This window comes from Cohnella herbarum (assembly GCF_012849095.1).
Lineage (GTDB): Bacteria > Bacillota > Bacilli > Paenibacillales > Paenibacillaceae > Cohnella > Cohnella herbarum.
On record NZ_CP051680.1, the window covers coordinates 2,545,023 to 2,569,955 of the forward strand.

20 protein-coding genes are annotated in these 24,933 nt (G+C 51.1%); 8 read left to right on the top strand and 12 right to left on the bottom strand.

Features of this window, described 5'->3' with window-relative positions:
* Nucleotides 1-32: 32 nt before the first annotated feature.
* Nucleotides 33-1,430 carry an extracellular solute-binding protein gene (locus tag HH215_RS11525; protein ID WP_169280031.1) on the bottom strand — a complete coding sequence of 466 codons (1,398 nt, stop codon included), beginning with the start codon at nt 1,428-1,430 and terminating at the stop codon, nt 33-35.
* A gap of 246 nt (nt 1,431-1,676) precedes the next feature.
* On the opposite strand from HH215_RS11525, the gene HH215_RS11530 reads away from it, so the two are divergent.
* The 3 genes from HH215_RS11530 to HH215_RS11540 all read left to right on the top strand — a co-directional run bounded on the left by HH215_RS11530 (nt 1,677) and on the right by HH215_RS11540 (nt 4,229).
* Nucleotides 1,677-2,399 (top strand): MBL fold metallo-hydrolase, encoded by a 723-nt coding sequence (locus HH215_RS11530; protein ID WP_169280032.1) that lies wholly within the window; start codon nt 1,677-1,679, stop codon nt 2,397-2,399.
* Entirely contained in the window at nt 2,396-2,956 is a 561-nt protein-coding gene (locus tag HH215_RS11535; RefSeq protein ID WP_169280033.1) for a TetR-like C-terminal domain-containing protein, read from the top strand. Before HH215_RS11530 ends, HH215_RS11535 begins: the two co-directional genes overlap by 4 nt.
* Nucleotides 2,957-3,086: 130 nt before the next feature.
* The gene (locus HH215_RS11540) at nt 3,087-4,229 is read left to right on the top strand and encodes an HD domain-containing phosphohydrolase (protein WP_169280034.1); all 1,143 of its coding nucleotides are present in this window, start codon (nt 3,087-3,089) and stop codon (nt 4,227-4,229) included.
* Between the two features lie 61 nt (nt 4,230-4,290).
* Here HH215_RS11540 and HH215_RS11545 read toward each other — a convergent pair whose 3' ends face one another.
* From HH215_RS11545 to HH215_RS11575, 7 genes are all read right to left on the bottom strand, one after another.
* A complete protein-coding gene (locus HH215_RS11545) occupies nt 4,291-4,947 on the bottom strand; it encodes a fumarylacetoacetate hydrolase family protein (RefSeq protein ID WP_254450449.1) in 657 nt (218 codons plus the stop codon).
* 7 nt (nt 4,948-4,954) lie between these two features.
* Entirely contained in the window at nt 4,955-5,794 is an 840-nt protein-coding gene (locus HH215_RS11550; protein WP_254450450.1) for a glycerophosphodiester phosphodiesterase, read from the bottom strand.
* Nucleotides 5,766-7,022 (bottom strand): CapA family protein, encoded by a 1,257-nt coding sequence (locus tag HH215_RS11555; protein ID WP_169280036.1) that lies wholly within the window; start codon nt 7,020-7,022, stop codon nt 5,766-5,768. Before HH215_RS11555 ends, HH215_RS11550 begins: the two co-directional genes overlap by 29 nt.
* A 112-nt stretch (nt 7,023-7,134) precedes the next feature.
* Entirely contained in the window at nt 7,135-8,094 is a 960-nt protein-coding gene (locus HH215_RS11560; RefSeq protein ID WP_169280037.1) for an ROK family protein, read from the bottom strand.
* Nucleotides 8,095-8,096: 2 nt separating this feature from the next.
* Nucleotides 8,097-9,689 (bottom strand): beta-N-acetylhexosaminidase, encoded by a 1,593-nt coding sequence (gene nagZ, locus HH215_RS11565; RefSeq protein WP_256376721.1) that lies wholly within the window; start codon nt 9,687-9,689, stop codon nt 8,097-8,099.
* Nucleotides 9,690-9,706: 17 nt separating this feature from the next.
* The gene (locus HH215_RS11570; RefSeq protein WP_169280039.1) at nt 9,707-11,338 is read right to left on the bottom strand and encodes a response regulator; all 1,632 of its coding nucleotides are present in this window, start codon (nt 11,336-11,338) and stop codon (nt 9,707-9,709) included.
* Nucleotides 11,339-11,344: 6 nt separating this feature from the next.
* Entirely contained in the window at nt 11,345-13,189 is a 1,845-nt protein-coding gene (locus tag HH215_RS11575) for a cache domain-containing sensor histidine kinase (RefSeq protein WP_169280040.1), read from the bottom strand.
* 151 nt (nt 13,190-13,340) lie between these two features.
* Between HH215_RS11575 and HH215_RS36715 the strand changes: the two genes are divergently transcribed.
* The 4 genes from HH215_RS36715 (at nt 13,341) to HH215_RS11590 (ending at nt 16,876) form a co-directional block, all read left to right on the top strand.
* Nucleotides 13,341-13,469: a hypothetical protein gene (locus tag HH215_RS36715; RefSeq protein WP_256376722.1), complete on the top strand. Its 129-nt coding sequence runs from the start codon at nt 13,341-13,343 to the stop codon at nt 13,467-13,469.
* Between the two features lie 1,001 nt (nt 13,470-14,470).
* Nucleotides 14,471-15,286, top strand: a complete 816-nt coding sequence (locus HH215_RS11580) for an ABC transporter ATP-binding protein (RefSeq protein WP_174887613.1) — start codon at nt 14,471-14,473, stop codon at nt 15,284-15,286.
* Entirely contained in the window at nt 15,283-16,086 is an 804-nt protein-coding gene (locus HH215_RS11585) for an ABC transporter permease (RefSeq protein ID WP_169280042.1), read from the top strand. The genes HH215_RS11580 and HH215_RS11585 overlap by 4 nt, the downstream gene beginning before the upstream one ends.
* A gap of 4 nt (nt 16,087-16,090) precedes the next feature.
* Entirely contained in the window at nt 16,091-16,876 is a 786-nt protein-coding gene (locus tag HH215_RS11590; protein ID WP_169280043.1) for an ABC transporter permease, read from the top strand.
* Here the strand turns inward: HH215_RS11590 and HH215_RS11595 are convergent.
* The 4 genes from HH215_RS11595 to mobA form a co-directional block, all read right to left on the bottom strand.
* A complete protein-coding gene (locus HH215_RS11595) occupies nt 16,855-19,089 on the bottom strand; it encodes an ATP-dependent helicase (RefSeq protein WP_169280044.1) in 2,235 nt (744 codons plus the stop codon). The two genes, HH215_RS11590 and HH215_RS11595, sit on opposite strands and share 22 nt — an antisense overlap.
* Before the next feature lie 61 nt (nt 19,090-19,150).
* Nucleotides 19,151-19,657 (bottom strand): molybdopterin-guanine dinucleotide biosynthesis protein B, encoded by a 507-nt coding sequence (mobB, locus tag HH215_RS11600; protein ID WP_169280045.1) that lies wholly within the window; start codon nt 19,655-19,657, stop codon nt 19,151-19,153.
* Between the two features lie 40 nt (nt 19,658-19,697).
* On the bottom strand, nt 19,698-20,957 hold the full coding sequence (locus tag HH215_RS11605) for a molybdopterin molybdotransferase MoeA (RefSeq protein ID WP_169280046.1): 1,260 nt from the start codon (nt 20,955-20,957) through the stop codon (nt 19,698-19,700).
* Nucleotides 20,958-20,973: 16 nt separating this feature from the next.
* Complete coding sequence (mobA, locus tag HH215_RS11610; protein ID WP_169280047.1) at nt 20,974-21,600, bottom strand: molybdenum cofactor guanylyltransferase; 627 nt, start codon at nt 21,598-21,600, stop codon at nt 20,974-20,976.
* 270 nt (nt 21,601-21,870) lie between these two features.
* Here mobA and HH215_RS11615 point away from each other — a divergent pair, with 270 nt between their 5' ends.
* Nucleotides 21,871-24,867 (top strand): S-layer homology domain-containing protein, encoded by a 2,997-nt coding sequence (locus tag HH215_RS11615; protein ID WP_169280048.1) that lies wholly within the window; start codon nt 21,871-21,873, stop codon nt 24,865-24,867.
* The last annotated feature ends 66 nt before the right edge of the window (nt 24,868-24,933 follow it).

Sequence of the window (24,933 nt, forward strand, 5' to 3'; positions counted from 1 at the left end):
AGGCCGAGCCTCCCCACCAATCTTGTAACGATTTACTGTTTGGCGTTTTCCGCGTCTTGCACTTTTTGCATCGCATCGCCGACTTGTTGAGCCGTCGCTTTACCGGCGATCAGTTTTTGCAATTGGACTTCGGACTCCGTATTCACCGCTTTTTGCACGACCGAGTCGAAGTGAACGAAGGAAGTTCCCGCTTTGCCCATCGTCTCGATAACTTGTTTCACGATTGGATCCGTAAGCTTAGCCAACGCTTCGTCGGACAGTTTCATGGAAGGAAGAACTCCGTCTTCGAGCAAGCCGCGAAGCTGCATTTCGTCGTTGTACAGGTTTTTGATGAAAGATTTAACGGCTTTCAGTTCGTTCTCGTTCAGGTCGGAAGAGAAGCCGTATCCGTTGCTGAAGTTAGCGTTGATCGAAGTTTGGTCGCCTTGAGCGCCATTAATCGCAGGCAACGCGATGAAGCCTACTTTGCCTTCCAGGTTAGCCGCTACCGCGCCCGCTTTGAAAGCGGACGAACGCCAGCTGCCGTCGAAGATCATGCCTGCTTTGCCCGCAGCGAAATCATTCAGCATATCGTCGTAAGTTTTGCCAAGCTCGCCTTTAGTGAAATACCCTTTCGTTACCCAATCTTGATAGATCGCGTATCCGGCAACGACTTCCGGTTGGTTCCACTTCACCGTTCCGTCGGTCAATCCGTTCGGGAATCCGGAAGTGACGTGACGACCGATAACCGTGTTCACTAACATGTTAGGTACCCAACCTGCTTGGGAACCGATAGCGAACGGCGTAATGCCTTTTGCTTTAAGAGTGTCGGCAGCTTTCACTAGATCGTCCCAAGTAGCCGGAGCGGTCAAGCCGTTAGCTTCGAAAATTTCTTTGTTGTAGAATACGCCTTCCATGTTCCCGCCGATCGGCAATCCGTAGATTTTGCCGTCCAGTTCGAACTGTCCGAACACGTTCAGGAACTTATCTCTGATGCCCAGTTCGTCCAGGATCGGAGTCAGGTCGAGCAATCGTCCTGCTTTAGCGTATTTCAACGCGTCCGCGTTACCGCCGAACAAGTCGAAGATTTTCGGAGGATTGCCGGCTGCCATTTCGGCAGGCAATTTCGTGAAGCGGTTTACCGCGTCTTCGATGCCGTCCAGCTCAAATTTCAATCCCGGAACTTCGGCTTCCGTCGCTTTCACGACGTCGTCGAGGATCGCTTTACGGAATTTTTGCGGTTCGCCGATTTGAATGTGGCGAAGGGACATCGTGAAAGGCTCGACCGTCTCTTCGCTAGGAGCGGCAGGCTCGGAAGCCGGTGCGCTTGCGCTTGGAGCCGCGCTGGACGCGGACGGGGAAGCTTCATTGTTGTCTTTGCCTCCGCAAGCCGCTAATACTGTCGACATCGCGAGAATGAGGGTAAGCGTAGTCGTTACGTTCTTTTTCATTTGGTAGACCTCCCAAAAAGTTATGTTTGTTTGTTGCTTCTTTATTGTACGGGCAAATAATTGCAAAGTAAGGGAGTCAAACTCCTAACGAAGGGATAAGATCATCTTGCATTTGCGACGCGAATTATCCCCCTTTAATTGCGCCTATTCATGAAGAATGCCGAACTATGGCGCAAATCCCTATTGCAAAAACTAATGTGATTAGTTATTGTAATAATACAATTAGTAGTCAGGAGGTATTATGCGATGATTAAAAATAGTTGGGGTCCCGTTACGCAACTCAGCTTCATGCCCAAACTTTTCCCGTTGAACTGTTATTTGATAGAGGACGAGGACAGCATCACATTGATCGATGCCTGCATGCCGTTCGTTGCCAAAGGAATTCACGAAGCGATCCAATCGACAGGCAAGACGCTTACCCGCATCCTGCTCACGCATGCGCATGAGGATCATCTAGGCGCCGTTCCCTTCTTGAAGCTGAAATATCCGAATGCTAAGATCGGGATTTCAGGTCGCGAAGCTGCTATATTACAAGGAGATCGCACGCTCCTGCCTCACGAGCCGCAAACCCCGCTTAAAGGCGGAGTTCCTAAGAAAGCTCTCTTCATTCCCGATTTTCTCATATCGGACAACGATCGTATAGGCTCGCTCATCGCCGTCTCGTCACCCGGCCACTCTCCCGGTCATCTCGCATTCCTCGAGACGGTTAGCAATACGTTGATCGCAGGAGACGCATTTCAAGCCAAAGGCGGCTTTGCGGTGTCCGGGCACTTGAAATGGAAATTCCCCTTCCCGGCATTAGCGACATGGCACGCGCCAACGGCAATCGACAGCGCTCGGAAACTGCTGGAGCTTAATCCATCCGTTCTCCTTGTCGGACACGGCCCGGCACTGATTCAACCCGCCCGCACCGTTCAACATGCGATCGAAGAAGCTCAGCGGAGATTAGACGGGAGGAAAAGCGGATGAGGGCAGGCATTAAACCCGAGACGGTCATCGCCGTTGCTGCGGACATTGCCGATCGCAACGGTTGGGAACAAATTACTCTAGCGAACGTTGCCGGACAATTGGGCATCAAGACCCCTTCCCTCTACAATCATGTCGATGGCTTACCCGATTTGCGCCAGAAGGTCGCCACGTATGCAGCCGAATTGCTAAGGGATCTGCTAAACGATGCGGCGATCGGACAATCCGGCAAAGAAGCTCTCATCGGAGTGGGCAAATCGTATGTCGCGTTCGTCAGATCGCATCCCGGACTTTATGATGCCATTAATCGGATACCTGAGCCAAAGCCCGCGCGATTCGAACAAGCCTCGGAAACCATTTTGCGATTGTTCGGCCGGTTAATGCAGCCTCTCGGCATCCCGCAAGAGGAATCGGTCCATGCGATACGAGGATTGCGCAGCATGGTTCACGGCTTCGCTTCGCTAGAGTCGATGGGCGGATTTCAAATGCCGGAAGACTTGTTCGATAGCTTATCCAAATCGATCACCTACTATATCGACGGCTTAAGCGCTAAAACCTAATAGAAGCTGACGTTATCTCCAAGCATGCGATGCAACATTTCCTAAGCGGAAATGTTGTTTTTCGTTTATTTGCAGGATTCGACAATATTCTCGCGAATAAAAGAAAGGAATGCTTTAAGGAGTGAATCCGATGTATAAAATAGAGCTAACTTCCGAAGATTTATTGCGAATCATCTTCGAATATACGGCAAGAATCGCAAGCGAACGGAATTTGAAATCCGTTCTGATCCATATGGCCAACATGGGCCGGGAAATGATCTTATCCGACAGATGCACGGTATGGCTAATAGATGAAATCAATCAGCAACTCTACACGACGGTCGCGCATGGCGTAGACGAAATCCGCATTCCCTACGGCACGGGCCTCGTCGGCAGCGCGATCATTACCGGTGAAGCGATCATCATCGAAGATGCTTACAACGATCCGAGACATAATGCCGAGAATGATCTGAGAACCGGATATCATACCAAATCGATCATCACCGTTCCTTTCCGCAACAACGACGGCGAAATTATCGGAGCCTATCAAGCGATCAACAAATTGACCGAAATCGGCTATTTTACTACGCGAGATTTGGAATTGCTTTCTTTGGCCGCTTCCTACGCCGGAAAGTCCCTCGAATCCGTCATGCTTCACCAAGAAATCATCGACACGCAGCGCGAGATCATCTCCGCGATGGGCGAGATCGGGGAAATCCGCTCCAAGGAAACCGGAAACCATGTCAAGCGCGTAGCCGAATATTCTTATGTTCTTGCCCTCGGATATGGCCTCGATGTCGACCAAGCCGACTTGCTGCGTACGATTTCCCCGATGCATGATATCGGCAAGGTCGCGATTCCGGATGCGGTGTTGAACAAGCCGGGAAAATTAACCGACGAGGAATTCGAAATCATTAAATCGCATACGAGAATCGGCCATCAATTGCTTCGCGGATCCAAACGGGAGCTGCTGCGCACCGCATCCATCGTAGCGGAGCAGCATCACGAGAAATGGGACGGGAGCGGATACCCCGAAGGCAAGAAGGGCGAAGAAATCCATATCTTCGGCAGGATTACCGCGGTCGCTGACGTATTCGACGCGCTTAGCGCGGAACGAGTATATAAAGCCGCATGGCCTCTCGATAAAATCGAAAATCTGTTCCGGGAAGAACGCGGGCGCCACTTCGATCCGGCCGTTGTCGACGTTTTCTTCGCCAAACTGCCGAAGCTGTTGGAAATCCGGCGCAAGCTGCCGGACGATGAACAATCCGACTTATCGTCGGGTGGAAGATGAGGCGTATCAAAGCAAAAGGAGCTATCCGGCGTATTTAACCCGGAGTAGCTCCTTTTTGCATTCATACTTCACTCAGTCTCGTCGTCAGGATCCCTAGACTGATCTCATTCCACCAAACGTCCAGTTGATCCCCTTCGTTCAGGGAACCCACCCCTTCAGGCGTGCCCGTAAATAGGATATCGCCGGCTCCAAGACCGTAATGTTGTCCCACGAAATCGACGATTTGTTGCAAGTCGAACACCATATCGACCGCATTTCCCCGTTGCACTTCGTTGCCGTTAATTCGCAAGCCGAAATCGTATTCCGATAGCGAGGCTATTCCGGGGAACGGCAGCCAACGACCGAACGTAGCCGAGTTCCGAAAGCCTTTGGCCGGCAGCCAAGGATGACCCTTCGCCTTCAATTTGTCCTGAACGTCCCGGAGCGTAAGATCCAAGCCTACCGTAAAAGCGGAGACGAGGTCATCGCATCGGATGCCCGGCTCGTAAGCGCGATTAACCGCGAATACGAGCTCCGCTTCGTAATGTACGCTTCCTTGCGTTCCCGGGAGCTCGAGACTACCGCCCCTCATTTCGATTGCGGCATGGGTCGGCTTCGTGAAAATCATCGGAGAGGAAGGCACTTCATTGCCCAATTCCGCCGCGTGAAGACGATAATTTCGCCCTACGCAATATAGGTTTCTCAAGTTGGATAATTCGATTTGATCTTGATCGTTCACAGATTGTTTACACCCCTTTAACGGCCGTCAACCAGCGGTCAGGATAGTTCGTGCACAATTGAAAGGATTCGGGACGTCCGGCAAGTCTCCGCAATTCGGAAACCGAGTTTAACGTCCACGCCATGACTTCGATCGAAGCCGCTTCGGCCTGCTTCAGAAGCCTTTCGTTGATATGCCTGAATCCGATAGATAAAAGCGATGCATCCAACGAGATCAGCTTCTCGACCAAATCCGCCGGGCAAGCGTCGATAATGAGCCCGGTCCGCAAGCGAGGGGAGTATTTACGCACGGCCATTAGAATATCCGCGTGGAAGGAGGTTACGATGATCTCATCTTCTAGACGAAGAGAGCTTATAACCTCGACGGCCCGCTTGGCAAGATGAGCATGATCGGCGTCGTCGCCTTTGAGCTCTACGTTAAGACGGCACTTCCCGGCCGTCATAACAAGAACCTCTTCAAGCGAAGGCACCCCTTCACCGGCAAAAGCAGGATCAAACCAACTGCCCGCGTCCAAACGGCCGAGCTCTTCGGCCGTATAATCGACGACGCGCCCTGCGCCGTTCGTCGTCCGTTCTAACGTGCCGTCGTGAATGACGACGGGGACGTCATCCCGCGACAGATGAACGTCCATCTCGATCCATGACACTTGGGATAGGCCGATCGCCATTCTAAACGCAGCTAACGTATTTTCGGGGGCTTTCCCCGAAAACCCTCGATGAGCGACGCATGGGTGCCTAGCCGCTCTCGCATTCGCGTCCGTTAAGTTCGGTTTCATGAACGGATATCGGAATGGAACGTTCTTAAGCCCTCGCAAGAAACTATTGATTCCGTACCACAATGGATCCATCCTCCTCCACGGAGGCACCATAGGATAATTCCGACAGGCGCGCCAGCAGCGCTTTGCCTTCGACTTCAGCCATTGGCGCAGGTTGTGAATTCGTGGCGAACATTGGAGCGAACGACAACGAGCACGCCCCGTCCTTACTGCATTCGGCATTTAAAACGCCGGTTTCAGACGTTTTGGTTCCGGTCGTCGAGAACACGAAGTTGCCTAGGCTATAAGCGATCCATTTGCCCTTGTAAGCCTCGAAGCCTTGCAGCACGTGCGGATGGCTTCCGACAACCAGATCGGCGCCCGCATCGACGAAGCGGTGGCTCAAATCCGTCTGATGCTCCACCGGGCGATCCGCGCGCTCTACGCCCCAATGAACCATAACGACGACGATATCGGCGTTCTGTTTCGCTTCCTTGATTGCGGCTACCGTTCGTTCAGGCGAATAAGCCTCCGCGACGCCTGGATGGGTTCGATCCGCTTTCCACGAAACATCCGGCACGACTCTCGTGACGCTAACGAATCCGACCGTGATTCCTTTGCTTTCTATGTACGCTGGCGTGAAAGCTTCGCGATCGTCGTTGCCCGAGCCCGCATGCTGCAGTTCGGCGTCATCCAGGACGTCCATCGTGTCGCTTAACCCTTGCCATCCATAATCCAAAGTATGATTGTTCGCTAGCGATAAGAAATCGAAGCCCGCTTCTTTCAGCGCGGGAACGGCATCCGAGCTGCCGCGAAAAACATACTGCTTGTCCTTGGCCGGCGTCCCCCTCGTCGTAATCGGAGCCTCTAAATTTCCGGCCGTGATGTCCGCTGCCTCTAGTATTGCCTTAGCTTCGCGAAAAGGATAATCGAAGCCGTTGATTTTCATCAGCTCCAGCACTCTTGCCGCAGGCAAAATGTCGCCGACTAATGCTAAACTTACCGTCTCGGCATCGCCCACGGGTTCGGTATATCCTCCTTCCGGCGTCGCCGTACCCGAATCGACAGGTTCCATTGTCGACTCAGGGTCGGGCGACGATAACTGCGTCGAAGACGGCTCCGACGGAGAGGCAACTCCTTCTGTCGGCGGCAGGCTTCCTGCGGGGCCTTGCCCGTCTTGATCGTCGTTCGATTTCCATACAATCACGGCAACCGCGACGATACAGCTTAACAAAACGCCGTTAACGATAAGCAACAAGCGCGTTTTACTGCGTCTCTTCGTTTTTTGCTGTTGATGCGTTCGCGATCGCGAATAAGTCATACCGACCACCGTCCCTCTGTCTCTCCTGCCCGTTATTATACCTCAAGGAAACGAAAAAAACGATTTCCCCTCGTCCAAAAGATGAGGAAATCGTCTATTTATCGCCTTTTTCTTACACGATAAGTCGTTTCGCCGCGTACTCCGCGCTGCCGTAAAGGCCGGAGTCTTCGCCCAATGACGGAGGAACGATCATCAGGCGCTCCCGATAGAGCGGATGCAAGCTTTCCGCGACATAAGCCCTCAACGGCTCGAAGAATACTTCGCCCGCAGACGCGACGCCCCCGCCTACGATGATGACGTCCGGACTAAGCAACGCAACCGAGGGAACGAGGACGCGCGACAACCAGTATGCCGTGCGCTGGAATACTTGCCCAGCGAATGCGTCCCCGTCTTGGTAAGCCTGCCACACGTCTTTCGACGTCAGTTCTTCGCGTTGCTCGGGCGGGAATCGATCCGCCAGCAGTCCGACCCATCCGGAAGATAATCCGTCTCTTGCTTGCCTTGCGACTCCCGATGCGGAGACTACCGTTTCCAAGCAGCCTCTCATGCCGCAACCGCACACGTAAGGAATATCCGTGAACGCGATATGTCCGATTTCTCCTGCCAGTCCGCCGGATCCGCCGTGAAGGCGTCCTTCGCTTACCCAGGCCGAGGCCATTCCCGTCCCCAAAGTAACCCCTAACACATGCGAGAGGCCCTGCCCCGATCCCCTTAAGGATTCGCCGTATACGATCATCTTCACATCGTTCTCTACCGTGACGGGAACGTCGAGCAAACGGCGAAGACGCTCGGCTACCGGATTATCTTGAAGAGGCAAATTAGCCGCCGTAACCAGACCCGTTTCGCTATTGATGAATCCGGGAAGACCGACTCCGACCGCAGCTAGTAACCGTCCGGATATCTGTTGCTCCTCTAGCAACTCCCCGCATAGACTAGCCAATTGTCCAAGCAATTCGGCCGAGCTCGTCTTAATCGTGCTTGCTTTGCTTTTACCTAGCAGATTACCATCCTCATCGAATAGTCCGGCAACGATATTCGTTCCTCCGACGTCTATCCCGATCCGGTATCCCATTCTTACTCCTCCGCGGCAACCCTCGGGTAATTGCCGATCGTCACGGGCTGCTTCGCCTTAACGGGAAGCCTTCCGGACAATACGCCCGCAAGAGCCGTCATCATCGCCGGTTTATTCTCGTAAGCGCACAAGTATGTCGGCGCCTCGGGAGCGACCAACAGATCGTATGGCGTTCTCGTTGCCACCCACACGAACGCGAAGCTTTCGTTAGCGGTTAGCTCGCGAATCAATTCGGTTTGTCCAGCCGAGAAACCCGCATCGTATGAAGCGAATACGACCGTCTTGCACCCTACCGTCGCTGCTCGCACCGCGGCAATTTCATCGGACTTCGGTTGAATTCCGATCCGTACCTCCTTGATATCGTAACCCGCTTGCGCGAGCGCGGCGCCTAACGTCCACTCCTGCTTAATCACTTCGATGACTTCCGTACCTACGCGGGCTTCCGTCCATACGACGACGGTCTTGCCTGCTCGAGGCAGAGGAAGATTGGCCTCGCCTTTCACTACCGTCACGGAAGCTTCGCTAAGCTTCCGTTGAACCTCTTCCGCTTTGTCTCGGTTAGTGGATGGAATACCGGACTGGAACAATCCTCTCGCCAGCTTCAGCTCCCAGTTTCTCCGGGCCGCTTCTTCGATGCGGGACTCGGCGATTTCACCCGTCATGACAGCCTCCAATACGGCTTCCAGTGCGGCCTTCTGGCGATCCGAACGATGGCTGACCAGAATAAGATCCGCACCCGCTTTAATGGCTTCCACTGCGCCGCGGGCGACTCCGATTGTTTCGGCTATGGCGTTCATCTCCAAACAATCCGTTACGATAACCCCTTCGAACCCGAGCTCATTGCGTAATAATCCGTTTATGATCCGTTCCGATAGCGTGGCCGGAATATCGTCCGGCTCGAACGCAGGAAATACGACGTGCGCAGTCATGATCGCGTCGACCCGCCGTTCTATCGCTTGGCGGAAAGGCAGCAGCTCTACTTCGTTTAAACGCTTGATATCGTGCGGAACTACCGGTAGCGCATGATGGGAATCCACGGCGGTGTCGCCGTGACCCGGAAAATGTTTGGCTACGGCCGAGATTCCGCCCTCGCCGTACCCAAGTATAGCCGCCAATCCCAGCTCGCCGACTCGCTTCGGATCTTCTCCGTAGGAACGAACGCCTATGACCGGGTTATGCGGATTATTGTTCACGTCAAGGCAAGGAGCGAAGTTCATGTTAATGCCGATCTCCCGCATTTCCGATCCCGACCATCTCGCGGCTTCATAAGTCAATTCCGCGTTAGCCGCCGCTCCTTGAGCCATCGCCCCGGGCATGACCGTTACGCCTTCCTCTAAACGCACGACCATACCGCCTTCCTGATCGATCGCGATGAACAATGGATCCGAAGACGCATCTTGAAGCTTGGCCGATAGTTCGGCGACCTGTGCCGCATCGCGCAGATTTCGTCTGAAGTAGATTATTCCGCCTATCCCGTACTCTTTGATTAAGCCTATGATCTCTTCCGTCGGTTCAAATCCGTTGAAACCGCACATGAAGAGCTGTCCGATCTTCTCTTTAAGATCGAGTTGTTCAAAGCTTCGATTGTTAGTCACTATGCTCTCTCCTCTACTTATCCCTTGGGATTCGCCCATGCCGGAGGTTCTGCTCCGGTATGATTTTGTTGCCGTTCCCGATATTCCGAAGGAAGCATTCCCGTATATTTACTGAATACCCGCGTGAAATATCGCCGCTCGATATACCCGACCATCTGGCCGACTAGCGTAACGCTCTTGTCGCTTAAGGCGAGCAGGGATTTGGCCATTTCCATTCTTTGTTTCGTCACGTACTCGACGAAGGTTTCTCCGAAGTGCTGCTTGAACAACAAGCTGAAGTAGCTGCCGCTGATGCCTAAATATTCCGCGATCATGTCGATGCTTAGTTCCGACGACAGGTTTCGTTCGATATAATCCCTGGCCGATATCATAAGAACGTCGCTCGTTTTTTTCTTCATGACGCTCTCGATCGATTGGTCCACCAACCGGTTAATGACGAGCAACGTCTCGCGAATGCCATGATGCTGATCGATCTGGCCCCAGATGGCGAGCTCCTCTTCTTTGCCGATTACGTCCATCGCCCTCATCTCCCTTAGCAGATGGATGCACAAATAATGAACGATCGGAGCAACTCGCTCGAAAGAGGTTTCAGGCAATAATTTAAAGCTATCGTTGAGCTCCTTAAGCGCGGTTTCGGTTCTGCGACGATCGCATCTTTTCAAACCGGTTACCATCTCTTCGATGCGATCCCATAACAATTGGGACGTATCCGCGGTTCCCCTAACCTTCTCCGAAAGAATTACGCTCTTATTCGATTCGGGCGATAGGTTAAGCGAGCGCTGCAAGCTCTTATATGTCTTGGCTAGTTGCTGCAAGGTCACTTCGGTTGGATGCAGAGCAATCCGAATGCACAATTTCAAGTAACTCTCCACCGCTAAACGCAGCTTCTCCGCCCATTCCATGCTTTGCTCTCTGTTGTAGATATCGGGCGGGATTCGCTCGATCAGGACGCACCATTCCCCGCTGCGAACCTGCAGAACGGAATGCGGAACCCCGAAGGACGCTAAATTTTCCTGCAAAATATTGTGAATGGCGAAATTCCACAGCTTCCGTTCCTTCTCGTCCCATGATCTCTCCCGCTTGGAGTAGTCCGCAACGTCCACGAGCATCATCGCGAAAGCCAAATTTTCTCCGTCCATCTCGTTAAACTTCAGGAACGGCCGGCTAGTCGTACCTCCGAGGTCGATGATTCGATCGTATAGCACTTTCTCGTAAGCCAGATGAAATACCTGCTTCCATTCCTGTTGCATGGAATACTGCTCGATGCTTCTTTCGCGTACGCCTTCCGCCAACCGTTTGATCGTTGCCACGAGCTCTTCGTAATCGATCGGCTTCAGAATGTAGTCCTTCACTTCGTAACGGATTACCGAACGTACGTAGCTGAAATCCTGATAACCGGTCATCATGATGACTTCGGCTTCCGTGTCGAACTCGCGCAACGCCCCGAGGAATTCGATTCCGTCCATAACGGGCATCCGAATATCGCAAAGAATAAGCTGCGGACGTTTTTCCTTCGCAAGTTCCAGCGCTAGTTCGCCATTACGGGCCGTGCCGATCAATTCGATATCGAGAGCGTCCCACGGGATTACCGCTTTTAAGTTTTTCAAAATGTTGATCTCGTCGTCTACCAATAACGCTTTAAGTCTCATTAGGCGTCACTCCCCCGGGTTTTGCGGTATAAGGCATTTAATTACCGTACCTTGACCTGGCGCGCTGCACAAAATGATGCCGTATCGATTCCCGTAGTGAATGCGAAGGCGATCGGCGACGTTGCCGACGCCAAGACCGCGGCGTTCTCCCGTTTCCGGAGACTCCTCGTACATTTCCTGAAGGGTTTTCATTCCGCTCGTCGCGAACCTTGCCAATTGCTCCTCGTCGATGCCGATCCCGTTGTCTTCCACGTAAAAGGCGATGTTACGGCCTTCTTCCCGGGCGTATACGTGAATGCGCCCCATGTAATCTATCCCTTCGAATCCATGCTGTATGCTGTTCTCGACCAAGGGCTGCAACGTCAATTTCAGGATGGAATTCGCCATCAGCTCTCTCGGAACGTCGATCGTATACTCGAACAGCTCCTCGAACCGGTATTTTTGAATTTCCAAATAGCTCGTAAGATGTTCCAGCTCTTGTTCGATCGTAATTTCTTCCTTCTGTTGAATGCTGATCCGGAAAATGTTCGCCAGCCTCTGCACCATTTTGCTGACTTTGCGTCCTTCGTTCTGCACCGCGAGAATATTAATCGACTCGAGCGCGTTAAACAGAAAATGCGGCTTAATTTGCGCTTGCAATAACATCATCTCTGCTTTGCGCTTGCGGGATTGCTCCTGCTTAACGTCGTCTAGAAGCTCCGACACTCTCGTAACCAGACTGTTAAAACCCCTGGCCAACGTCGTCGTCTCGTCATTCCCGACTACGGTTACCCGTGTCGAAAGGTCTCCGCGCTCCACTTGGCGCATTGCTCTGACGACTCTCACGATGAACCTAACCGTCCTTCGTATGAACATCAAATTGAAGGCGAGCGCCAGCACCAAGGAAATCGACGTTATGACGACCATCCACCTAAGCACCATCGCCATGTCGCCGGATAAATATTGCCACGAAGTGACCATCACCAATTTCCAATCGCCTACGCCGAGCCGCTCGAGCTGCAGGTCTTGAACGGAAACAAGGCTTTTGCGACCGTCAAAGGATAAAGTTTTACTTTGCGGCATATCGCTCTTCAAGTCAATTCCCTTGACCGTATCGACGAATTTCTCGATTTTCTCGCCTTCTGCGACCGTTGCGTTATCGAAGACGATATTGCCGTTCCCCGCAACGATGAGAAATCGCCGGTCGACTTTCCCTTGGCTGCTATAGAAACTGAATATCCGGGTAAGCTCGCTTAAATGAAAACGCGTGACCAGAATGCCCTTGCTCGTCAACGAGTCGATGTCCAGCAGCACCCGGATTTGCGTGAACAGATTGTTTTCTCCGGTCAGTTTAACGTCTTCATTCGGTCCGACCCATACCGGCGCTCCGTTTTTTCTCAATACTTCCTTGTAGATAGGGTTGCTCTCCAACTCTTCGCGGGCAAGAGGGGTATCTTTCGTAAAATTGACGGATACTTGCTGATTGTCGTTGCGATATAGCGTTACGGATTTAATGCCGGGATAGGTGAGAAGGACTCGCTGGCGTAGCCTTTCCTTCTCTAGCAGCTGAACGTAATCCGGCGTAAGGCTAGAATCGCCTGGAATTTCGAGACTTCCTCCGTTAGAGTCGATCGACTGCTCTACGGATTCCACGCTGTCCTCCGTCGTTACCCAGAAATCGGAGAAGTAGTTGGCTTCCTTGAACATATTATTGATATTTCTGCCGATTGCCTTCAGCGTCAATTCGGTCTGTTCGGCGTATTTCTCCTGGGTAACCTTCTGAAAAACAAGATAGGATACGCTGCCCAGCACGATTAATGGAACGATGATAAACGCGAAAAATGCGGCGAAAATGCGTTTGCTCAAACTCATCTGAAAGCGTCCGTCCTCTCGGGTAATGTGATCTAATTATATCAGGAGGAGGAGTTGAAAGGATTGCTTAGTGTAAACTTCCCGCTATCCCCCATTATAAAGTGGGATGCCGGGCGAGATAAGTTATTATTCCCATTATGGGGGGATAAAAATGGACAGTGGTTTGGGGAGCTGGCGCGGTGCTCATGGGGGAGCGGGCGAGTTGGCGTGGAGCCTGGGGAGGTGGGTGGAGCCTGGCATGATGCTCAAAGGAAGGGCGGCAGAGTCGGGGCGGGACTAGCCAAACCGGAGCGGGGAGCTGCAGGGGCAGTCCGCGGGCATAGGTCTCTCCAGCCGCTTCCTGCAAACCCATTGCCTGATGGATGATTGACGACAAGGTGGCAATGGGTTTACAGAGGCGGACGCTCCGCTCTTCCGAGACCTATGCCCGCTCCCTGCCTACTGGCTCCCCGTAATTGTACATTGCAAAACCATTCGGCTGAGGGGTTCGGACTCCTCTATTTCGCACACCATTACTAGCCACTAGGCCCTAAGTATCCCCGAGTTACACCGATTTCCAGGCTTTCTTTGGCCACTAACCCATTCGTACCTCCAAGTTGCGCCAGTTTTCCGTCTATCAATACTCACTAACCGCTTCAAACCTCAGAGTTACGCCGGTTTTCCGTCTATTTTTGCTCACTAACCCCTTCGTGCCACCGAGTTACGCCGGTTTTCCGCCTATTTTTGCTCACTAACCCCTTTGTGCCACCGAGTTACGCCGGTTTTCCGCCTATTTTTGCTTAACACACCTGGAATTAATCGATTTTATCGAGTTACTTTCGCCGAAACTCCTCACCACGCCGGAATTAGTCGATTTTATCGAGTTACTCTCGCTGAAACTAGTCACCACGCCGGAATTAATCGATTTTTTCGAGTTACTTTCGCCGAAACTCCTCACCTCGCCGGAATTAGTCGATTTTATCGAGTTACTCTCGCTGAAACTCCTCACCTCGCCGGAATTAGTCGATTTTTTCGAACAACTCTCGCTGAAACTCCTCACCACACCGGAATTAATCGATTATTTCGAGCAACACGCTGAAAATCCACACCTCGGCGGAAATTTTCTGACTACCTTCAGTCAAATATTGGAGTCGTTAACGAATTTCCGATATATGCGCCATGTTTTCAATTTTTCCAAGTTTACAAATTTCCCCTGTTTTCAAATTTCCCATTGACAACGTTTGCAATCGAGTGATAACATTTTCTTCCTTTCGCTTTTATTCCATACAGGAGGATAAATCATTGATAACGGTCAGCGGAATTAGCAAGAGCTTTAGGGTGGCGAAGAGGTCATCCGGGGTGAAAAATGCGGTTAAAGCGTTGTTTCGCAGAGAGTATACGGAGGTCGAGGCGCTTAACGACATTTCCTTCTCTATCGCCCCCGGGGAAATCGTCGGTTATATCGGACCGAACGGGGCCGGTAAATCGACGACGATCAAGGTGATGAGCGGCATTCTCGTCCCGGACTCCGGAACGTGCAAGATCATGGGCTACACGCCTTGGTTGGATAGGGTCGCGTACGTGAAAAACATCGGCGTCGTATTCGGACAGCGTTCCCAGCTGTGGTGGGACGTTCCGGTCATCGATTCCTTCGAGTTGTTAAGGGACATCTACGATGTACCGGACGCCGAATATCGCAGCAACCTCCTGCTGCTTACGGAGACGCTGGACCTCGAGGACATTCTCCGCACTCCCGTCCGTCAATTAAGCCTCGGTCAACGGATGCGTTGCGAGATCGCGGCATCGCTTCTGCACAGCCCGAGCATCCTTTTTCTCGATGAACCGACGATCGGACTCGACGCCGTTTCCAAAATCGCCGTAAGGGAATTCATCACCCGAATCAACAAGGAAAAAGGCGTTACCATCATTCTGACCACCCACGATATGAACGACATCGAGGCGCTTGCGCGCAGAATCATTATGATCGGGAAAGGCTCCCTGCTCTTCGACGGAGACTTGCAAACGTTACGCGATAAATACATCGGCGATTCCGCCGAGACGACTCCTTCCATCGATGAAATTATCGTTAGGATGTATAAGGAGTATCAGATCACATGAAGGGTTACTTATCCGTTTTCCGACTTCGGCTCGCCAATGGCCTTCAGTACCGTTCCGCGGCGCTCGCGGGAATCGCCACGCAGTTTTTCTGGGGCTTCATCATCATTATGGTGTTTGAAGCATTTTACAGCCAAACCGTCGTAACCCCGCCCCTCTCTCTGTCGCAAGTCGTCACCTATGTTTGGCTTCAACAAGCCTTTCTCGCCTTTATCATGTTATGGTTCAGAGACAACGAACTCTTCCAACTCATTACGTCGGGCAACATCGCCTATGAACTATGCCGTCCTACCGGCATTTACGGTTTCTGGTACGCCAAGCTGCTCGCTCAAAGACTATCGAGCGCCGTGCTGCGCTGTTCTCCGATTCTGATCGTCGCCGTTTTTCTGCCGCGGCCCTACCGACTTGAGTGGCCTGCCGACCTAACCGCTGCCGCGTTATTTATTTTAACGTTGCTCCTCGGCTTGTTTATCGTCGTAGCCATTTCCATGCTCATCTACATTTCGACTTTTATCACGATGTCATCCGCCGGTTCGCTGCTAATGTTCGGAGTCATCGGCGAATTTCTGGCCGGGATGATCATCCCGATTCCGCTTATGCCCGATTGGCTTCAAGCTATCGTGAACTACTTGCCTTTCCGGTTTACCGCCGATTTCCCTTTCCGGGTTTATTCCGGTCATATTCCCGTCTCCGAAGCGTTAGAGTTACTTCCGTTGCAGCTTGCATGGTTGGCCGCGCTAGTAGCCGTCGGCAAGTTCACGATGGGCAAAGCGCTTCGCAGAGTCGTCGTACAAGGAGGCTAGCGCAATGAAACTGTTCGGCAAATATATGCTCGTTTTGTTCAAATCCCAGATGCAGTACCGTACTTCTTTCTGGCTGCTGTCGTTCGGCCAGTTCTTCATTCCGTTCTCCGTCTTCGCGGGGTTATATTTCATGTTCGAACGATTCGGACAAATCAGGGGATGGGAATTCTACGAGGTCGCGCTCGTCTTCGGGGTTATCCATATGGCTTTCTCGATTAGCGAGTGCTTGGCGCGAGGTTTCGATATGTTCTCGAGCCTTGTCGTGAACGGGGAGTTCGATCGCTTGCTGGTGCGTCCCCGGAGTACGATCCTGCAGGTGCTCGGCTCCAAATTCGAATTCACACGAATCGGGCGATTGTTGCAGAGTTCCCTCGTACTCGCGTGGGCGATCAGTCAAGTTCAAGCCGAATGGACATTGTTAAAAGCAATGACGCTTCTCTTCATGACCGTCAGCGGCGTGTTTATTTTCACGGGGATATTCATATTGATGGCAACGATGTGCTTCTGGACGATACAAGGCTTGGAGATTGCGAATATATTTACGGACGGCGGCAGGGAAATGGCGCAATATCCGCTGAACATCTATCAGAAATGGGTAACCCGCTTCTTCACGTACGTCATCCCGTTCGGTTGCGTGAACTACTTCCCATTATTGTACATTCTCGGTAAAACGGACGGAGGGTCCCCGATCATCTACATGATGGCGCCTCTTGCAGGCTGCGTTTTCCTCGTTCCATGTCTCTTGCTCTGGCGATTCGGCGTTCGTCATTACCGTTCGACCGGATCGTGAGCTTCGGGTTCCAGTAACCCCATCTCCATGCAAATATTAATCGATAACCGTTTCGTCTCCGATGGAAATCGGATTTCTACGCTATCCCCGACGATCAGGATGATCTCGCCGTTGCCGAACTTAACATGCCGAACCTTTCGGCCGACGACAATCCGATCTCGGTCGGTTATCGCATTAGGATTAAGCGGGATCGCCGGACGAGCTTGGGCGGAGGTCTTCAACGCCTTCTTACTCTGGATTTCAACCGGAGGATTCTGAATGTTGCGAACGTCCGCGACGAATTGCGAGGGCTTTACCGGCTCCCCATCCTTCGTTTTGTACGTCAGCAGCTCCAGCTCTTGCTTCGCCCGGGTCATCCCGACGTAAAACAAACGTACCGCCTCTTCCATCCCTTCGGTCTCGTCTTTCTCGAATTTCTTGATGTCTTCGTTCGAAGGAAGAATGCCCTCTACCAAGTCGATCAAATACACGCAACCGAATTCCAAGCCCTTGGCGCTATGAAGGGTAGACAGCGTTACCGCGCCGCTATTCTTTTTCGACTTGGATTCTTTCATCCTTTTTTCAAGAAATTTCAATCGTTTAGCGAAGGCTTCCATCGTGTCCAGAGGCTCCGCGATTTCCTCCAGCGTATTCAGTATTCCGACCAAGTAATCCTTGCGAAAACCGAGGCGATCGCACATCTTCTCGATCGCTTTATCGTAACCGAGTTTGTCTCGAATCGTTCGAATAGCCGTTAAGGGCGGCGCTCCTTGCATCTCTAATAACGTTGCTTTGCCCGCTTCCAGTTGCTTGTGCTGGTAATCCTGCAAAGGAACGTACTTGAGCAACCGGTCAAAGACGGATTCGTCTGCGTCCGCATCGAGTTCCAACAGCGCCGTCATTTGCTGTTTCGTAATGTAGCCGTTGAACTTCGTATGAACTTTTTCCAATAGATCCGGCCGTTTGTCGTTGAAGGTCATACGCATGAAATTCAAAATATCTTCGACGACCCAATGGGAGAAAAAGCGGTTATCCCCATCCTTCATGTAAAAGGGAATTTCGGCTCGGTCCAACGCGTTCATAAGCATAATAGATGAGGAATTATTCCGGTAAAGCACCGCTACTTCGTTCAAATGAACCCGATCCGCGATTTTCTCGACGACGTATTTCGCCTGGTATTTGTAGTCGGGAAGCTCCGTTAACGTAACCGGCGCGTGCTCGGGATTACTCGTGAACATGTTTTTATCGTAGCGGTTTTTGTTGCGCTTAATAAACCGATTAGCCACGTCCACGATGTTAGGGGAGGACCGGTAGTTTTGTTCCATTTTCAGAATGGACGCATTCGGATAGACTTGCTTAAAATCGAGCAAATATTGGGGTTCGGCCGCCCGCCATGTGTAGATGCTCTGATCGTCGTCCGCTACGACGCACAAATTCCCATGCTCCCGAACGAGCTTCTCGACGATCGAATGCTGGACAAGCGACGTATCCTGGCTTTCATCCGTCAGAACGTAATCGTACCGAAGCTGAAACTGACGAAGGAGCGCGGGTTGTTCCGCCAACGCCGTATTCGCGATCGTCAGCATGTCGTCATAGTCGACCAATAGCTTCGCCGTTCCCGATTGCTTGAACCATTCGTATTTCTTGAAAATGTCCTCCGCCTTCGGAACGTCGCATTTCGCCGCCGACAGTCGATCCATCGGAATCAGCTTGTTTTTAATAAAGCTAATGTAACTCGTCAGTTCTTCCATTTGGTCATCCGTAATAAAATCGCCGTTAATATTCTTATAGATGTCTCTTAAGATTCTTGTTTTGTTCGCCTGCTCATTGTCCCCGTCGGAACTGCCTTCGATCATTCGATAGGCGATCTTTTGCTTGCGCAAATGCTCCCTGACGACTTCGAAAGCAAGGCTGTGGATCGTAGAGAAATCAGGAATCTCTTGGCGCAGCTCCGGGAAAAAACGATGAAATCGCTCCTTCATGTCCGTCGCCGATGCTTTGCTGAAGGTAACCGCCTTAATGCGCGATGCCCGTACTCCCTTTGCTTCCATTAAGTAACCGATTCGCATGATGATCGTCGTCGTTTTGCCGGAGCCCGGCGAAGCAAGAAGCAACAACGCGCCTTCCGTGTGGGAAGCGGCCTGCCGCTGAACTTCGTTTAAGAAAACTCCGGTTTCGGTTTCTTTACGCTTGAAATAATCTAGGTGCTGATGAGATTGCGATTGTGGGTTCATTTCTTGCGATTCCTTTCACTTGCCGGATAGGACAATAAAATCTAAATGATGAGCTACCAAATTAGCTCCTATTCGTAACGTATTCGATCAAAGGTCCAAAACTCAGAGTGTCCGGTTGAACAAACAACGGGACACTCCGATTGTTCGTCATTTCCTCGATGCTCGCGTTCGACTCGCGAACGACAACGGCAACTATATTCGGAAGAGCCAGCAACTCCTCATCCTCTTCGCTTCTAAGCAATACGATCTTAGGATATGAAGCAGTCTTAAACCCTTCGATAATTAGAAAATCTACGGATTGGGATTCCATTCGGGACACTAGCTTTTCAATGGGCGTCGATTGTTCTTGAACCCAAGCCGTGCGAGAGGGCGACGTTATCGCCGTAATGTGAGCTCCCGCCTGTCGATGTTTCCACGAATCTTTGCCCGGGACGTCCGGCTCGAAGTCATGGGCATCGTGTTTCAATGTGCCGACACGTCGTCCCTGCTTACCGAGTTCTCGTACTAATTCGCACGTCAGCGTTGTTTTTCCGCTATTTTTATAACCAACGATCTGAATAATGCGCATGATTGCTCCCCCGCTCGTGCAGTCTGTCTCGATGAGACTGTTACTCCAACTTCCATGCCGTGACCAGATGCCCTTGCTCTAGCGCGGCTTTCAGCGGAGGAATTTCGATCAGGCAATCCGCACCGACGATCGTCGACATCAGACTCGACTTGTCGTCTCCGTTCGGAATGACCCATATCGTGCCTTCCCGGATCTCGGTTCTGGCGCGGATGTATCTGCGATAAGCATTCACCTTTGGAAAGTCCGCGCCTAGAAAAGCCTTGAAACTTGGCGTTACAGGCTGAGGCTCGCCTTGCATCGCCTTCAGCGAAGGAGCGACAAATAAATGAAAACCGACGAAACACGCTCCGGGATTGCCGGACAGCGCGACGATCGGTTTATCGTTATAGAGCGCCGCCGTAGTCGGGCTGCCGGGACGCATCGCGATTTTATTATACAGTAGCTCCGCTTCCGGATCGGCAAGCACTTCGACCATGACGTCGTAGTCGCCAACGGACACGCCGCCTGAAGTCAGCAGGAGATCGCAGTCGCGCAACCCATGATTCACTAACTCCCGAGCCGCCTTTACGTCATCGGGAACTTTGCCGAGCAGAATCGGCGCTCCCCCGAATTGTTTGACTAATGCCGATAACATCGAAGCGTTACTGTTGCGGATTTTGGCGGGACTCAACGGCTCGTCAACTTCCAACAACTCCGAACCGGTAGAGAAGATAGCCACTCTCGGTCTGCGGAATACGGGGACTTGCGTATAACCGCAAGCGGCCAGAAGAGCGGTCTCGCCCGGCCCTATCGGTTGGCCTTCGCTCAGCAGCAGCTCGCCTTGCTCAATCTCGCACCCGATCTCGGCAATGTTCAGACCCGCTCGCGCGTTCTTGCCGATGAGTACGGTTGGCATCCCGTCCCGCTCATCGTCGGCTGTCATCTCCAGCATCACGACGGCATCCGCGCCATCGGGAACCATTCCGCCCGTCATGATCCGGGTTGCTTGTCCTGAACCGAGGGGATACCGTGGCACAACCCCGCCCGGTAAAGACTCCAGAACCGTTAACCTAGCAGGATTATCCGGTGTCGCTTGCAGCAAATCTTCGGTCCTTACCGCGTATCCATCCATTCCGGATCGACGAAACGGCGGAAAAGGATGAGGCGCGTAAACATTTTCGCCGAGCCGCCTCCCCCACGATTCGTCCAAAGGAATCCATTCCATTGGAAGCGTACGGATATGATTCATGAGGAGCTCTCGCGCTTCTTCCGGCTTTATCGCCTTACGGTGAAATCGGTCCTGTTTATCTAAAGACTGCATGTCGGAAATGACTCCTTTAGCGATCATCCGTCATAGGAGAATTCGCGTTCGCATATTGCTCGGGAGTATCGATGTCATCGGAGAAAATCGAAGAGAATCCGTTCGCCGTCAACTCCTGTTCCTCGATCCCAAGCCAATTCGCCTGATCGAACAGAGCCATAAGCTTCCGCTCGCCCGCTCGAAGCTTTTGCCCCGCGACGGCTCCGAACTCCTTCCGATAGATCGCGTGCAAAGGTTGCGGTCTTCCTCCTATGTAAGGGATCACCGCATCATAAGCACCTTTTTGCATCCGCTCTATCAAATACCTAACGACCTTAAAATCGGGATAGGGCATGTCGCATCCCAATACCCAAACGAACGGATGAGTTGCCGCGCTCAATCCTGCATGTACTCCAGCTAAAGGCCCTTCGCCGATGTATTGATCCGGAATCGATCTCACCGTCTCGAACGCCGATAAGTAACGCGTCATGTCTTCATTCTGACATACGACGATAATATCGTCCGAAACCTTTCGTGCTTCCCGAAGCTGACGCTCGATGATCGTATCGCCTCGAACGGACAATAAGGCTTTGTTCAGGCCGCCCATTCTGCGACCTTGACCGCCCGCTAAGATCGCAACCGATATGGCCATCATATTCATCATGCGACCTCCTTGTCATCACGGGCATTGCGTGACGTTCATTCAATTGTATCCCCCATCCGACGTTCGTGACAAGGCGCTTGAGGTTGCCGAACAGTAAAAAACGTTCCATTCTACAACTTTAGGATAATATTAGTCTTTTTTGAAATGTAGTATCATGAACTAATTAGAAAATAAATCCATTTATTTCATAACTGATCGCCAATTAGACCGAGGGTTGCTTGCTTTTATTAAATGGGAGGTGTTTTTATTATTAGAAGAAGCTATAAATCATTGATCGTTTCATCCATTTTTCTGATGCTGTTCAGCATCATCGCTCCGTATCTTGCCGCCGCAGCGGAAAACGATGCCAAAGGAGGAGCGCAGCCTGCTAAATTCAGCGATATTAAGTCTCACTGGGCGTACAAAGATATTATGGAACTTTCGGCGACGAACATCGTGGCCGGTTTCAAAGATGGAACGTTTAAGCCTAATGGCAATGTAACGCGGGAGCAATTTCTGAAGATGCTCGTAGAGCTTAAGAAGCTTCCGAAAGATTCAAGCCAAGTTCCGTTCAAAGACGTTAAACCGGAGAGCTGGTCTGCACCTTATATAGCCGCAGGATTGAAGAGCGGCATTTTGTTTCCCGCCGATTTTCCGGACGGATTTAAGCCGAACCAGCCCATTACGCGTTATGAAATGGCGATATGGATTGTAAGAGCGTTGCAGCTTCCGCCGCAGAAGGAAGAGAAATTACTTGGAAAAGTGAAAGATCAAGCGGATATAAAGAGCAATCGAGACTTGATCGAAGCGGCGTTAGGAACGGGAATTATTCGCGGAAATCCGGATGGTTCGTTCAAAGGCGGAAATAATTCCACCCGAGCGGAAGCAGCGGTTATGTTAGTACGCGCCCTCCATTATTCACCAGGGCAATTGCCGACATCAACGACTGAAGCTCCTCGCAAAATCGTCGAATACAAACCTGAAGTGAAACAAAGCAAGAGCGCGAGTTATTCGAAACGAGATGACGTTACGTGGGTAATTGACGATCCGAATTTGAAATTAGAGGTTGGCGATGTGTTCGTCATGCCTCCGAATGACCAATATTACGGCGGTATTGCGAGAAAAGTGGTATCCATCAGCCAGGAGAAGGGCGCTCTAGTCGTAAAAACATCAATTCCCAAGGTTAGCGAGGTTTTTTCCAAGCTCGACATACATGCCACAGAGCCGATAAATCCCAAAATGCTCGTCCCGGCCGATCCTTCGATCCAGATTACGAAGAACGAAGTAAGCAAACTGGATAAGTCCTTCACCGTGCCCTGTTTCGGAATTGCTTTAAATAATAAAAATTACGAAGGCGTTGTTCTCAATGCTAGCATGAACTTCTGTAACGTAGGGGTAATTGCAGATATTGGTCTTGATGTCGATGTGGATTGGTTTGATGTGGACATCGATTTCTATTCAAAGCTGGTAATGACCGGAGATATTACGACTAAAGTAAAAGTGAATGCCGATACAGGAAAAGGGGCATTAACCAAGCCCATATATATTCCGTTAACGAAGCTATTTTATGTGCCCGTCTTTCCAGGCATATTCGTTAAAGGTGAGCTGAGTTTGAGAATCGATCCTGATTTTAGAGCTTCATTAGAAATCAATTTCGTGGATGAATTCCATCTTGAACAAGGCTTCGCCTATTCTTCTAGTAAAGGTTTCCAATCGATTAATAAAACAACGAACACTGCAACGTTAACGGTAAATTCTAAGGTTGATGCCAGTCTTGCTGCGGGTCCGTCCTTTAAAGTGGGGCTAACATTATTAGAAATCGCAGATGCCGGACTTGAACTTTATCCCGGAATTCGAGCGGGATTTTACGAATTGGAGCCCTGTGATACTATACGTGTTGACGCTTTTCTCAAATTGGATGTGTACGCGGGCTATAATGTGTTGGTAGCAAAAGGTCGAGTCTCGAAAAATTTGATCAACTTGAATTATCCGTTATATGAGCAAGAAATCAATTGTTCGCCACCGCCGGCGCCTAATAACTTGAATGCCAAATTAATACGGGTTATAGGTGAAACCGGTAAGTACAATGAAATTATACTAAACCGAAACGATGTCCAACTGAGTTGGGACACGGTTAACGATGCAACAAGCTATATTGTGAAGCGCTCGGATGTTCCTAGCGGTCCGTTTAAGGCCAAACGCTCCAACCTTAAAACTACTTCGTTTACGGATACAACGGCTCGCATTGGTAATACGTACTATTATCAGGTCACGGCAGTGAATGATTATGGCGAAAGCGCGCCTTCACGTACTTTACCGGTTCCGATAGTGAACCAGCCGCCGCCGGCGCCTCAGAATTTAACCGCAGCAAGGAGCGGAGGATCGGTCATTCTCAACTGGGATAAAGTTGGAGGCTTCACGACGTACAACGTGAAGCGAGCTGAAGGCTCCAGCAATGCCTATGTGACGATTGCTTCTAAAGTTAGCGGGACTACGTTCACGGATACATCGGCTGGTTTTCTTAAAGGATATAGTTACATCGTCACGGCAGTGAATGATGGAGAAAGCGAAAGCAGCAATATGGCATATGTTTCAAGGGCAGAAATCGTTGATATCACGCCAATAACTCCGCAAGTGCCCATAGACCGAGCGATCATTCCGCCTGCTCCCGACAACTTCATCGTTGAGCCGCACAGCGGGAAGGTCAATTTAAGTTGGAGCCCCGTTAACAACGTAACAAGCTACAATGTGAAACGCTCGAATGCTTCCGACGGTACCTATGAAACAATAGGTTCCAAGGTTAGCCAAACGACTTTTACAGATACGACGGTTGAAAACGGTAAAACGTACTACTACAAGATCACTGCTGTGAATAGTGCTGGCAATGAAAGCAAAGACTCCTCTATTCAAGAGGCTAAACCGATGTTGGTTATTGATCTGAAAGATATAGAAGTAACGCCTATAATTCCGGTAATACCTATTAAACCAATACTTGTTCGAATAGCTCCTCCCGGGAATTTCAATGCAAACACGGACTTAAACAGCGGGAAGGTCGTCCTCAGTTGGAACGCGGTCGAAGGCGCAGCAGGCTATAACGTGATGCGCTCGGACGCTGCGAACGGTACATTCCAGACCATAGGCGCCAAAGTTAGCGGCACGACTTTCAAAGACACGACGGCCATAATTAATACAACTTACTATTACAAAGTTACGGCAGTGAATGGCAGCGGTTCTGAAAGCAACGCTACTCCTGTCAAATCGGCTACGCCGAGTTACGGAATAAGGTGATGTAAAAATCCGCCAAGCAGAATATCCGGAGGCAGGAAAACCTCTTGATATCTGCATGGCGGATTT

Coding starts and splice junctions, on each gene's coding strand:
- HH215_RS11525 (WP_169280031.1), bottom strand. CDS start 1,430: ATGAAAAAGAACGTAACGACTACGCTTACCCTCATTCTCGCGATGTCG.
- HH215_RS11530 (WP_169280032.1), top strand. CDS start 1,677: ATGATTAAAAATAGTTGGGGTCCCGTTACGCAACTCAGCTTCATGCCC.
- HH215_RS11535 (WP_169280033.1), top strand. CDS start 2,396: ATGAGGGCAGGCATTAAACCCGAGACGGTCATCGCCGTTGCTGCGGAC.
- HH215_RS11540 (WP_169280034.1), top strand. CDS start 3,087: ATGTATAAAATAGAGCTAACTTCCGAAGATTTATTGCGAATCATCTTC.
- HH215_RS11550 (WP_254450450.1), bottom strand. CDS start 5,794: ATGGATCCATTGTGGTACGGAATCAATAGTTTCTTGCGAGGGCTTAAG.
- HH215_RS11555 (WP_169280036.1), bottom strand. CDS start 7,022: ATGACTTATTCGCGATCGCGAACGCATCAACAGCAAAAAACGAAGAGA.
- HH215_RS11560 (WP_169280037.1), bottom strand. CDS start 8,094: ATGGGATACCGGATCGGGATAGACGTCGGAGGAACGAATATCGTTGCC.
- HH215_RS11570 (WP_169280039.1), bottom strand. CDS start 11,338: ATGAGACTTAAAGCGTTATTGGTAGACGACGAGATCAACATTTTGAAA.
- HH215_RS11575 (WP_169280040.1), bottom strand. CDS start 13,189: ATGAGTTTGAGCAAACGCATTTTCGCCGCATTTTTCGCGTTTATCATC.
- HH215_RS36715 (WP_256376722.1), top strand. CDS start 13,341: ATGGACAGTGGTTTGGGGAGCTGGCGCGGTGCTCATGGGGGAGCGGGC.
- HH215_RS11585 (WP_169280042.1), top strand. CDS start 15,283: ATGAAGGGTTACTTATCCGTTTTCCGACTTCGGCTCGCCAATGGCCTT.
- HH215_RS11590 (WP_169280043.1), top strand. CDS start 16,091: ATGAAACTGTTCGGCAAATATATGCTCGTTTTGTTCAAATCCCAGATG.
- HH215_RS11595 (WP_169280044.1), bottom strand. CDS start 19,089: ATGAACCCACAATCGCAATCTCATCAGCACCTAGATTATTTCAAGCGT.
- mobB (WP_169280045.1), bottom strand. CDS start 19,657: ATGCGCATTATTCAGATCGTTGGTTATAAAAATAGCGGAAAAACAACG.
- HH215_RS11605 (WP_169280046.1), bottom strand. CDS start 20,957: ATGCAGTCTTTAGATAAACAGGACCGATTTCACCGTAAGGCGATAAAG.
- mobA (WP_169280047.1), bottom strand. CDS start 21,600: ATGATGAATATGATGGCCATATCGGTTGCGATCTTAGCGGGCGGTCAA.